At 27.0% G+C, this 12,982-nt stretch carries 10 protein-coding genes; 5 read left to right on the top strand and 5 right to left on the bottom strand.

Going from position 1 to position 12,982, the window contains the following annotated elements:
* The first annotated feature begins 284 nt into the window (after window positions 1-284).
* The 3 genes from dcm (at window position 285) to ACWXVM_RS01935 (ending at window position 4,765) form a co-directional block, all read left to right on the top strand.
* Window positions 285-1,517: a DNA (cytosine-5-)-methyltransferase gene (dcm, locus tag ACWXVM_RS01945; RefSeq protein ID WP_455994060.1), complete on the top strand. Its 1,233-nt coding sequence runs from the start codon at window positions 285-287 to the stop codon at window positions 1,515-1,517.
* On the top strand, window positions 1,510-4,389 hold the full coding sequence (locus ACWXVM_RS01940; protein WP_455994058.1) for a DUF262 domain-containing protein: 2,880 nt from the start codon (window positions 1,510-1,512) through the stop codon (window positions 4,387-4,389). Before dcm ends, ACWXVM_RS01940 begins: the two co-directional genes overlap by 8 nt.
* 91 nt (window positions 4,390-4,480) lie before the next feature.
* On the top strand, window positions 4,481-4,765 hold the full coding sequence (locus ACWXVM_RS01935) for a transposase (RefSeq protein ID WP_455994062.1): 285 nt from the start codon (window positions 4,481-4,483) through the stop codon (window positions 4,763-4,765).
* Between the two features lie 378 nt (window positions 4,766-5,143).
* Here the strand turns inward: ACWXVM_RS01935 and ACWXVM_RS01930 are convergent, their stop codons facing one another.
* The 4 genes from ACWXVM_RS01930 to ftsY all read right to left on the bottom strand — a co-directional run bounded on the left by ACWXVM_RS01930 (window position 5,144) and on the right by ftsY (window position 7,796).
* Window positions 5,144-5,695 (bottom strand): ribosome recycling factor, encoded by a 552-nt coding sequence (locus tag ACWXVM_RS01930; RefSeq protein WP_438340511.1) that lies wholly within the window; start codon window positions 5,693-5,695, stop codon window positions 5,144-5,146.
* 7 nt (window positions 5,696-5,702) lie between these two features.
* Complete coding sequence (gene pyrH, locus ACWXVM_RS01925) at window positions 5,703-6,431, bottom strand: UMP kinase (RefSeq protein WP_438340512.1); 729 nt, start codon at window positions 6,429-6,431, stop codon at window positions 5,703-5,705.
* Window positions 6,432-6,522: 91 nt separating this feature from the next.
* On the bottom strand, window positions 6,523-6,741 hold the full coding sequence (locus tag ACWXVM_RS01920; protein ID WP_438340513.1) for a sigma factor-like helix-turn-helix DNA-binding protein: 219 nt from the start codon (window positions 6,739-6,741) through the stop codon (window positions 6,523-6,525).
* Window positions 6,741-7,796 (bottom strand): signal recognition particle-docking protein FtsY, encoded by a 1,056-nt coding sequence (gene ftsY / locus ACWXVM_RS01915; protein ID WP_444704905.1) that lies wholly within the window; start codon window positions 7,794-7,796, stop codon window positions 6,741-6,743. Before ftsY ends, ACWXVM_RS01920 begins: the two co-directional genes overlap by 1 nt.
* Window positions 7,797-7,886: 90 nt before the next feature.
* Between ftsY and ACWXVM_RS01910 the strand changes: the two genes are divergently transcribed.
* Complete coding sequence (locus ACWXVM_RS01910; protein ID WP_455994056.1) at window positions 7,887-9,476, top strand: MATE family efflux transporter; 1,590 nt, start codon at window positions 7,887-7,889, stop codon at window positions 9,474-9,476.
* A 486-nt stretch (window positions 9,477-9,962) separates the two neighbouring features.
* Here the strand turns inward: ACWXVM_RS01910 and ACWXVM_RS01905 are convergent, their stop codons facing one another.
* A complete protein-coding gene (locus ACWXVM_RS01905; RefSeq protein ID WP_455994054.1) occupies window positions 9,963-10,808 on the bottom strand; it encodes a leucine-rich repeat protein in 846 nt (281 codons plus the stop codon).
* A gap of 78 nt (window positions 10,809-10,886) precedes the next feature.
* Between ACWXVM_RS01905 and uvrB the strand changes: the two genes are divergently transcribed.
* Complete coding sequence (gene uvrB / locus ACWXVM_RS01900; protein ID WP_455994052.1) at window positions 10,887-12,863, top strand: excinuclease ABC subunit UvrB; 1,977 nt, start codon at window positions 10,887-10,889, stop codon at window positions 12,861-12,863.
* Window positions 12,864-12,982 lie beyond the last annotated feature (119 nt).

Here is a 12,982-nt window from a genome sequence, read left to right as displayed (position 1 = left end):
AATTATGCAAAATGTATAATTAAACAAATTCAAAATATCGGTGGCTCATTTTTCACGCTAATTAATGAAATATATCGCTACACCGGACAATTATTTGAATTTTTATATGATATAATTTTTCTATGCGACAAAAAACTATCAATAAATTATTTTGTATAGATAATATATATATATATATATATATTAATTATAGTTAAGAAGTTTCCATTTTTAAAGTATTCTCCTATTATTAATAGCAAACCTTGACATTCTTAAAGAAATTTAAGAATTTTTTTGTATTTTTGATGAGTAAAACAATAAACGTTTTGGAAACTTTTTCAGGTATAGGAGCACAAAATAAAGCAATTACAAACATAAACAAATTAAGAAATAAGGGTGTGTTTAAGATAGTGGCCACCGCTGATTGAGATGCACGTGCCAACATATCATATGCCACAATGCATCATAATTTACATGATAATTATCTAAAAATATTGGCAAATAATAATTTAACCACTGAGTTACAAGTGAACGAATTTTTGAAGCAGTTTTGTTTATCTCTTAACTCAAAAACACCTGCAAAGATTAAATTTAAAAGCCTTAAATTCAAAAAATATCTTGCTGCATCAATACTATTAAGTAATAATCAAGTAGATATTCGTAAGTTAGATCCAAATATATTAAAAAAACACAACATTGATTTAGTTACTTATTCCTTTCCTTGTCAAGGACTTTCAGTTGCAAATATGGGTAGAGCAAAAGGAATCAACAATGATGAATCTACTTCATCACTTGTTTGACAAATCTATCGAATTTTGTCCAATTCCTATCATAAACCAAAGTACTTAATAATGGAAAATGTTAAGAATTTATTGTCTCAAAAATTTATGCCTGAGTATCAAAAATGAGTTGCGTTTCTTGATGAATTGGGTTATAAAACATTCACAACAGTAATTAATAGTTTAGATGCAGGTTCGATACAAAAAAGAGAACGTGTGTTTGCATTAAGTGTGTTAAAAAACATATATACTCCATTTAGTAATGATTTTGAGTTTCGTGATTTTATTAGCAAAATAAATCAAGCAAAAAAATTAAGTCTCGAACAACGAAAAGAACGTTTTAAGAATATCTTTGATTTTAGAAGCAACACAAAAGAAAATATCGATATGTTGATTAATAACACACCTTCTCGACTAAGAATGGTTAATACACAAAAAATAATTAATGATTCTAAAAACTACATCATTAATACATTGACTACTAAACAAGATAGGATACCATGCACTGGAATTATTAAGTGCAAAAACAATAATAAAGCAAAACTTCAATATAGGTTTATAAGTCCACGTGAAGCATTTATGTTAATGGGCTTTGGAAAAGAAGATTATGACAAAATAAAACTTTTTTATGACGAAGGAATATTAACAAAAGAGTCATTACTTAAACAAGCAGGAAACTCTATTGTTGTTGAAGCAATTACGTCAGTGTTTAACGCTGTTGAAGAAATAGAAAAAATAAATGGAGATTTAAATGAGTAAAATAAGTAAGAAAGAGTGAAAAAAATTTTTTAGTAATAATGGATATAAAAATTGAAAAATTGACACAAGTATTACAACATATATTGATAATTCTGTTGGTAATTGAATTCCAAATATCAATGATACAAATAAAAAAATATATATTTTTAATAGAAACAACAAAAAATACCAAGCTTTTTTAGGTGAGGAAAGACAAGGCATTTTATTCTATAGATCTAAAGATAATTTATACGCTCATTCAGTATATAGACAAATTATTGATGTTCTTTATAGTACAAGAATAGTTTTCAAAAAGAATGATGATTATTACGTGAGCGATCAATTTATTACATTTTTAAATAGCAAAACTAGTAAAGATAATTCTTGATTAATATATCAATTCATAAGAGAAAATCTTGGTTCACTTTTAGAAGAATATATAATTAAACCTTTAGAATCTTTTGAGAACTATCAGTCCGATAATGATGCAGATTACAAAAAAAATGAGGATTTACAAGTAACTAAATATTGGTTTAACGTTTTGCTAAGAGTTGATAAAAAGTATTTAAGCCGCTATTTTATTAAATGTTGAGACATTGAACCTAAAGGGGCTGATTTTGATAAGTTCGTATCTAATATTGTGGGTGAAGACGGTTCACAAGAAAGCAATCAAGTATTAGAAATGTTTAGAAACATCATTGATAAAATAGCAAATATTACAAATGTTGCAAATATTATGTGGGAGCTTCAAGAGATAAATGATTTAGTTGATTTTAATATACCAAACCTTAACAGTGAATATAGTAATCCATTTTTAGATAAACTGGACGATGCAACAACAACCATTAAGGAACTTTCGGAAATATTATCTTTTAAAGACATTATTCAATCGCAAACAGAATTAAGATACCAAATACCTATATTTCAAAGATCATACTCATGAGATGAATATATCATTAATGGACTTTTTCAAAATATTTTAATTGATTCCAAAAACGCACGTCAAGGACACGATCAGACAACATTTTTGAATACTATAATTTTAATGAGTATTAATTATAAATACAATATTATTGATGGACAACAAAGAATAGTTTCGCTATTACTAATTTATTTAATGTTATTGAGAAAAGCTATGTCTCTCAATCAGGAAGAAGCTAAGAAAATTTTATTGTCTGATAACGGGCATAACAACATTAAAATTATTAAGAAAATGCTAGAAGATTTTAAGTCTCAATGTCCTGAACACTACACTCAACTATACAATCTATTTTTTAACGCTAAAGAAGTCGACCGTTCAACAAGATTTTATGAAAATTACAATGAAATAGTGCGCAATTTCGATAAAGAAATAACAAAGGATAACATCAAATCAATATGTAAATACTTTTTGAATAATGTAAAAATTAATATTGTTTCTATACAAGAGTACAATAGAGGAGACCTAACTAAAATATTTCAAAATATAAATCAATATAGCAAGCGTCTTGGAGTTTTAGACTTATTAAGAAATTTAATTTTTCAGCACACAACAAACCGCGTAAATATTAATGAGTTTAATAAGACAGTTAATATTTATTTTAGAAAATCAAATAAATTAGATAATGATGAAGACATTAAAAAAATAGTGACATTTATTGATGCTTGACTTGTTAAGGAAGGTAAAGCAGATAAAATAGAAGAAATAAATTCAAACTACTACGATATTACAACTAGAACATTTGAAAAATTTAAAATTTTCACCTCTCATAATTCAAATGCGCGAAACATAATTTATGAATTATGAAAAGAGTTTGTATATTACGAATACGCATTTACTGGGTGCGTTGAAAAAATAGATAATATTATAGATTCTAATTTAACCGTGTTTAAACATGAATGTGTAGAGTTTAAAAATTTTGTTGATGACTTTAATAAAAAAATTAAATATATTAATTTTATTAATTTGCAAATCAATAATATAACATCGGGTGGTTCTAAATCTATTTATGTTCCTTTAATCATATCAATCCTAAACAAATTAAACTTTTTTCCAAATGTTGATTTAAATGAAGAAAATCTTATTATTTTGTCTAAAGTACTATACAAAATTGAAAAGTTTGACACATTATGGGAACTTGATTTTAAAGGACAATCTCTAGGTACATCAATAATTAATAAAACAAATAAATTGTTATTCAAAGATAATAAGCCTGTAGATGTTGAATTTGCTAATCAAATTTATAAAGAACTTATTAAGATGCTATCGTTAAATGATGAAGACGATAAAAATATTAAGTTATTGCGCGAACATCTTAATAATAAATTTAATTATGAAATAACTGATGAGAATTCATCATTTAAACCAGTGTCAAATAAACTGTATAAATTAATTATTGCACGTGTATTTAGCGGTTTCAAAAATAAGCGCGAACAGCCATTTTGATATGAAAAGTTTAGAAGTGAAGATGAACGTCAAAATGATTTAAGCTATTTAAATTTAAGTTATGAACACATATTGCCGCAAAAACCTTCACCAGAAGATCGCAAAGATTTAAAAAATATGAATATTGATTTTAATACAGACTATATGACACTAGTTTACAAGATTGGTAATGGTGATTTAATGTTTAAGCCGGATAACTCAAGATTAAGTAATGAAATGGTTAAAGATCCAAGTAAATATAATATGGTATCAAAAACAAATTTTGCATTAAACACACCAATAATGTCCTTGCTACCAGATAAAGATGGTAATTTTACTGAAATATCTTTTAGCCCAATAGTTGAAGAACCTATTAAATGTCTTGAGGATTTTAAAAATCGAAAAAAATCTATTGATGAACGTACAAATCAAATTATTGAAGCCTATATTTATATTATGTTTAGCGATAAAGCAAATAAATTAAAGTAACATTAATAGAAAATGCACTATATAAAACATTAATTGTAAACAAAACAAAAATATCTATAGTCCCTAAGATGAAGTATCTAGATTCCTAGATATTTTCAAAGAAAAATGAGATTATAAGTATCACTATGCGCTTAAAAGTTGACAAAAAAACATCGATGAACTAATTGCTTTTTTTAATTTTCTAACCGAAATTAGAAAGCTTATTTATACAACAAATGTCATCGAAAATTTAAATAGAAATATTAGAAAAATATCAAGAAACAAAACTTCATTTCCTACTGATGACTCTTTAATAAAGACAGTTTATTTTGCAATCCAAAATCAGTTAGAAAAATGAAATAAAGTTGTTCCTAACTGAGGACCTGTTTTTTGGTAATAAATTTACATTTGTGTAATTGCTATTCTCAAATCACTTACTAAAAAGTAAGCCAGAGATTAACTTACACATTTTTTTTATACTACCTTTAGAATTTTGCACAACGGTTCTTTATTAAAAGAGACAATTTGTTAAAATCCCGTTTGTGCATTTATTAATAATTTAGGTTTAATTATTCTTTCTTTATTTTTTATAATTAAAAGACCTTTCTTAATAAAATTTCTTAAGAAAGGTCTAATAGATTTACACAAAACTTTTTTAGTTTTAATGAGATGCATTAATCTTTTATTATAGTTTTGCCTTTTTGAACAAGTATATTTCTTATAAATTTACTTATTTTTTTATTCTCAGTAATTCCGGTGAACTATTTTGATTTTATTAAATTGTCATTAAATCTTTTTCTTTTATTTTAGTTAGTGAATTTATGTTTTCAATTGATTTGTCTATCTCTTTTTGGATTTGGTCCAAATAATTCTTTTGTAGATCTTCTGACAGTTCTTTATCTGCTTTGATGTGTTTATTAATATCTTGGCGGATTTGTCTTATCCCCACCTTTGCTTGTTCAGCGATTTGATTTAATAACTTAGTCATTTCCATACGTTTTTCTGTTGTCATTTGCGGATAAATTAATCTTAATTGATGTCCCATATTAATAATAGTAATATTTAGTTTTTGGTCTATAAGAGTTTTTTCAACTATTTTTAGAATTGCCATATCATAAGGTTTAACTAATAATTCTAATGGTCCATTTGAACTTATTGAAGCTAATTCATCTAAATTCATTCACGATTCATAGTAATTAATTTTAATTTTATTAATCAAAGCGGGGTTTGCTTTTCCGACAGCAACTTTTAATGATTGCACTTCAAAATTGTCGATTGTTTTTTTAATATTCTTTTTTAAATCTTCTATATAAAAACTTAACTCCATAATTCCTCTATTTTTTATTAGCAATGATTGTATTTGGTATCTTATTTTCAATAGCTCTTAATAATGCTTCATTTTCATTAATATCAAAAACTATTATATCAATATTATTTTCTTTTGCCATTGATGCAGCGGTTTGATCAATAACCTTCAGGTCTTTTTCAAGCAATTCATCATAAGTTAATGTATTGAATTTAATTGCATTTTTATTGAATTTAGGGTCACTATCATACACACCATCAATATTGTTTTTACCCATTAATATTGCATCAGCTTCTATTTCGGAAGCATATAATGTTGAAGCGGTGTCTGTTGTAAAAAAAGGTCTACCAGTTCCGCCAGCAAAAATTACTACCTCGCCACTTTTTAGGTATTTTTTAGCCTTTTCATTTATATAAACCTCGCAAACCTTGGGATCTAGTGTTAATGAAGATAATACTCTAGTTTGTAACCCGTTATGTTCGAAACCTGATTGTAAGGCAAGTGCATTCATAGTCGTTGCTAGCATACCAATGTAATCAGCTCTAACTCTTTGAATACCATTTTTCGCAGCGCTTGTTCCTCTTCAAAAATTACCGCCGCCAACAACAATTGCAACCTCGACATTATTGGCAATAATAACTTTAAGTTGTTTAGCAAATTTTTCAACTAGTTCATAATCAATAGCTAAATGTTTTTCTTTATTTGCTAATCCTTCTCCTGAAAGTTTTATTAAAACCCTTTTATATTTATAAGACATTAAATAACTCCTCTAAAAAGTTTTACTATTTTTAAAATTATATATTTTTTAAAATTAATATAACTATTTTAACTCAACAAAATAAGTACTTTTAACCCAGTTTCTTATCAAGCAATATAAGTTTTTGCCTTGCTTTTTTAACAGCATCAAATGCGCCCGGTCTTGACATTGCCAACTCATCAGCAATTTCAGCAAAAGATAAATCTTCAATTAAATGGAGATATAGGGCTTGCTTTTGTGATTGTGGTAATAATTGCCCATATTTATCAAACAATTTAATAATTTTTTCTCTTTCTTCAATATCTTCCATTATTCATTTATACCTTTCATTAAACCATAAATATATGAATCAAGATCAAATTCGGCTAAATCGTCTATCCCTTCCCCTAAGCCTATGAATTTTACGGCTAGATTAATTTCATCTTTAATTGTTAATACAATCCCTCCCTTTGAGGTTCCGTCCATTTTTGTCAAAATAATTCCAGTTAGATTTGTCGCTTCGCCAAAAGCTTTTGCTTGTGAAATACCGTTTTGCCCAGTTGTAGCATCTAAAACTAATAAACTTTCATGAGGAGCGCCTGGTATTTTGGATTGCAGTACTTTATTAATTTTAGCTAATTCATGCATAAGGTTAATTTTGTTTTGCAATCTTCCTGCAGTATCAATTATTAGAACATCATAATTATCGTTTTTAACTTTATCAATTGCGCGATAAACAACTGCCGCAGGATCTGTTTCATTGTTAAGCGGTTTTACTATATCTGCCCCAACTTTATTAGCTCATATCTCTAACTGTTCAACGGCTGCAGCTCTAAATGTATCCGCAGCAGCAATTAAAACTTTTTTTTGTTCTTGAATTAACTTGTGAGCGATTTTAGATATTGAAGTAGTTTTACCAGAGCCATTAACACCAACAACCAAAATTACATTAATTCGGTTGTCTTGAACATTAAGACTTGTATCAATAATTGAATTAGAGGCGTAGAAAGTGAATAATTTGTCTGCAATAATTTCATTAATCAATTTAGGGTCTTGAATATTTTCGTTTTTAACTTCTTTTTTACATTCGTTAATTATTATTTGAACTAATTTTATTGAAATGTCTGACATAATAAGTAATTCTTCGAGTTCATCAAAGAAATTATCATCAATTTTATTATGCCTATTTTGTATTTGTTTAATGCTTTCAATGAATGAGGAATTTGATTTAGATAAACCTGCTATGTAATTTTCTAATTTATTTTTTTTGTTTAATTCTTTTGCAAGATTTTTCTTTTCCTTACTTTCTATTTTAGCTTGTTTTTTTGCAATTCTTTCCTCTTTTGTTCCAAAAAGTTTATCTTTTAGTTTTGACCAGAAACCCATAATTTCTCCTATATGTTTTGATATGATTTTATCTATATATTTTATTACAAAAATTATAATTATGTTTTTAGTAAAATTAATAGATAAACTATGAATATTAAAGCAATTGAAAACGACAAGTATTTTAAACAAAAATATAACTTCAAATATCTTTTAAGGTTATCTTTTCCCATTTTTATTCAGACATTATTTTTCGCCACAGTTACCATTGCGGGATCATTAGCTGTCAGTTTTTATAATCGTGTTTATCATGCTGATGGGTCTTACAATGGCTATTATTTTTATACTTTTGCAAAGATATTTGTTGTATATAAAATAATAACTTTCTTACCATTATTATTCCAACTTGGTGTTTTAGTTGTAGCATCCAATCTTTATGGTCAAGGAAAGCAAAAAGAAATTGCAAAACTTCTTTGATCAGCTTTTTATTTATCACTAATTTTGAATGGCGCAATATATTTAATTGTATTTTTTAGTGCTCCTAAACTTTTATCACTTTCAGGCGCTAAAAATACTTTTATTATTGGTTGAAAAAAGGAAGTTGACTATAACAATTTTATAAGTAATTTAAAGAAATCTAACTTAAAATTAGAGCAGGTTTATCAACTTGATTTAAATCATAAAATATTTGTTGGTGGATTTGCTGATGGGATCAATTATATTCCAACTAATGTTGAAGTAGAAGTTAAAAATGAACATAGTTTTGCTATAAAATTTTTAAGAATTGGTACTATTGATATTTTTATAACTTCCATTGCCTTTATAATGAATTCTTCATTGCAAGCAATAAAGAAAAATAAACTTGCTATAATTGGCGTAATTGTTGGAACAATTGTTAGAACAATTTGAATTTTTATGATTCTATTTGTAATAAAAAATGCATTCCTAGCCTCACTTGAAATTATCATAGGTTCATTAATTAATATTGTGATATCTAGTATCTTAGTGAAAAAATATGTTGTCAAGAATCATAAAATTAAGTTTAAAGAAACATGGAATAATAAATATATTAAGGAAATTCTTAAAATCGGTTTCCCGATCTCACTAGAAACAGGGATTTGATTTGTTTCGCAATATTTATTATCCAAGGCTATTCCGGACGCTAAATTAAATGATAGGTTTATTGGTCTTTGAAGGGCTCTGAATAATATCTATGATTTATTCGCTGCTTATTTGCTAGCATTAAGTTATGTTACCTCATCTGTTGTGGCAACACAAATCGGAAAAAATAAACTTGAAAAGGCTAAAAAAATTGGTAATTTGGCTTATAAAACGGGTTTTATAGTTCAGCTATTATTCGGTATTTTGGGAATTATTTTAACTTACCCTTTGTTTAAAATATATTCAATAGAGACAAAATTAATAAACCAATATTGTTACATTTTAATGAGCATTTTTGCAATTAAATCATTGATGGATGTAGGGCCATTAACAACATTAAGATCTTTGTGGGGAGCCAATGATGTTTGAATGCCTAATTTAATTTCTATATTCACAATGATTGGATTACAAACCAGTTTTGTATATATTCTAATTCTTTTTGGAAGCAATAATATAAGTCAAGAAATATTTTTAATAAGTTTAAGTTCTATTGCAATAATTGATCCACTATTTAGGACTTTATTATATTTGTTACGCTGAAATACAGAAGCTTGGAAGAAATTTGCAAAAAAACTTTAAAGCAGCAAATATCTAAAATTAAATTATTTATTTTTTAAAAAAAGAATTATTATGTTATTTCATAGTATAAAATAGGCGTTAATATAATGGCGATGCACTATTTTTTTAAAAATATATAATGTGCAAATGTTATTTTTCGTGGATATTTCCTAACCTTTTTGGGGTGCAGCATAATATAAGCACCTTCTTTGTTATGCAATAGATAATAAAGATTAATGAATAATTTTTAAGAATTAATAGGCAAATAAAGCAAGGATATTTTTATATTGTTTCTTAATATTTAATTACGAAATCATATCGTTTAATAAAACAATCTTTAAGATTAAAATTTTAATGTTTATTATCAAATAAATCAAATATTTAATAAAGTTATCCCTAATTAATTTTGGATAGTTAGGTTTTAGCTTAAAGTCAGAATAATTAAATAGTTTTTAATCCAAAAAAACAAAAAATAAATAAAAAAATCAGCCATTAGCTGATCAAAAATTATTTGATTGAATAGTGAAGATCATTATTTTCTTTAAGCGCGTTAGTTAGTTGTTTTTTAACAGTACCATTTTCAATGGTTAATTCTACGCTATGAGCATCACTATTTTTTCCAAAGAAGAAAAACATTTTTTCTGAAACACGAGTAACATTTTTTGGTAAGTTAAGCATTGTAAATTCATTTAGCGCCAACGCCGAGTCTTCAATAGTGTTAATGTTCTTTAAATTTATTTGAGTTAATTTATTTTTAGCGAGAACACCAAAACTTAGTTTTTTTAGTCTTGCCGCGGCTTCGATATTGATTGAAGTTATTTGATTGTTATAGAATGCTTTTTCATTTATTTCCGCAATTGATGATGGTAGTTCTACTTTAGTTAATCTGTTGTTTGCAAAAGCTTCCTCTTCAATTTTTGTTAGGTTATTTGAAGAAATATCAAATTGAATTTCTTTTAATCCTAAATTGGCAAAAGCACCTTTTTCAATAATTTCTAAACTGCTAGGAAGAATAATTTTTTCTATATTAATCTCATTTTTTTTAATATCAAAGATTCCTGGTGCAGCAAGAAATTCAGGAGCTGCATGCGATTGTTCATTAGTGTTTAAAAACAAACCATGTAATGAATTTCCTGAGAAGGCTCCAGCTGGAATAACCTTTAGATTAGTTTTGCTTAAATCTAGTGTTTTAGTATCTTTTTTATAGTTTTCTCTACCAGCCGTTCCTAAAACGAATGCTTTCGCAAAATCATTCAATGATTCGCCTCTCGAACACGAAACAACAAGAGCAGTAGAGATGCAAGGAACAGAAAAACTTGTTAATGTTAATAATATTTTTTTTGCTATCTTCATAATTAACTAATTGTATCATAATTTTATATAGAAGGGATGTTTCTGATAGATAAATATGCTTAGTATATAATTTAAATTATGAAGAATTTTAAACTTGTTTCTGACTATAAGCCATCTGGCGACCAACCCCAAGCAATTGATAAATTAATTCAGGGGTTAAAAGAGGGCAAAAAACATCAAGTTTTATTAGGCGTTACAGGGTCTGGTAAAACATTCACCTTGGCCAATGTTATTCAAAATAGCAATAGACCCGCTTTAGTGATTAGTCATAATAAAACTTTAGCTAGCCAATTATATAACGAACTTAAAGAACTATTTCCCGAAAATAAAGTTGAGTACTTTGTTTCATATTTTGATTATTATCGTCCTGAATCTTATTTGCCTAAAGATAATTTGTTTATTGAAAAGTCGTCTACAATTAATAAAGAAATTGAATCAATGAGAATTTCAGCTTTTAATTCATTACTCAATAGAAGGGACACTATTGTTGTCGCATCTGTTGCAGCAATTTATGGCGCTTTTAATCCACATGAGTACAAGAAATATTTATTAAATATTTATGTCGGAATGGGCATAAGCATCAAGGAAATAAAATATTCATTAGTACAAATGGGTTATCAAAATAAAAAGATCTATCCTGATATTGATTTTGGTGAATTTTTTGCATATGGTTCTGTCTTAACAATATGCCCTGGTTATAAGCATAATGGCCAAATAAGAATAGAAGTTAATGAAAATAATATAATTGAGAGTATTAAAATAATTAATTCTATAACTAAGGATGTTATTGAAATTATTAGCAGTACTACCATTTTTCCATGTACCACTTATATCATGAATAAAGATTGAATTCAAATGATATCTGCGGAGATTAAAGATGAATTATCTAGCCAGCTAGATTTTTTCAAATCGAATAACAAACTCCTTGAGTATGAAAGGCTAAATGAGCGTATTAATGCTGACATTGCTTCTATTGAGGATTTTGGTTATACAAAAGGCATGGAAAATTATTCAAGATATCTTGATCGTAGACTGCCGGGTCAAAAACCTTATACAATGTTTGATTATTTACCAAAGGATGCTGTGATTTACATCGATGAAAGTCACTTATTATTACCGCAATTGGAAGGAATGTATCTCGGTGATAAATCGAGAAAAGATACTCTTGTTGAATATGGTTACCGTTTACCATCTGCTCTTGATAATAGGCCATTAAAATATGAAGAATTTTTTGAGTATGATTTTCCTCGCATTTATATGTCTGCAACACCAAGCAAAAAAAGAGAAATTGAATATGCTAATGGTGAGGTTATTACACAGATTATTAGGCCAACTGGGCTGTTGGATCCAGAAATCGAGATTATGCTTAAAGAGAATCAACAAGCCAAAATATATGATTTACTAAAATCGCAGATTCAAAGAAACGAAAGAACATTAATATTAACCTTGACAAAAGAAAGCGCAGAAGAATTTTCGGATTTTTTAAAAGAAAAAAAATTTAAATCAGCTTACATTCATCATGAATTAGAAATTTTTGAAAGAAATGCTATTCTAGCGGGTCTTCGCATGGGAAAGTTCGACGTTGTAATAGGAATTAATTTATTGAAAGAGGGCATTGATTTACCTGAAGTTAGTTTAATTATTGTTTTGGATGCTGATTTAAATGGATTTTCAAGAGATACATCTTCGCTTATTCAAATTGTTGGTCGAGCCGCAAGAAATGACCATGGAAAAGTAGTTTTCTTTGCTGATAAAGTTTCTGAAGCAATGAAAGAAACTATAGATGATAATTTAAAAAAGAGAGAAATTCAAATAAAGTTTAACAAAGAACACAATATTATTCCAAAAACGGTTATTAAACCGATTCCCAAAATTAATGTTGATCTTATTTTGAATTCTAAATTTGGTAATGATTATAAATTAAAGGCTAAAAAGTCATACATTAATGAATTAATTAGAGAGATGCAGCTAGCTTCAAAGAAATGAGATTTTGCAAAAGCTCAGGAAATAAAGGATTTGTTATTTGAATTAGGTTATGATTTTGATAAAAAATAGCTTAAATTAAAAACAAAAATTTATAATTTTATTTTTTTAAAATTTTATAGTAAATATTGCAAATTTAAAAGAGGGCAAACCTAAACTATATATCTCCTAGATGATATTTTTTATAAAGT

This window comes from Mycoplasma sp. 2261 (genome assembly GCF_053851575.1).
The sequence above is the reverse complement of the archived record's forward strand: the minus strand, read 5'-3'. Positions and strand labels throughout refer to the sequence as shown.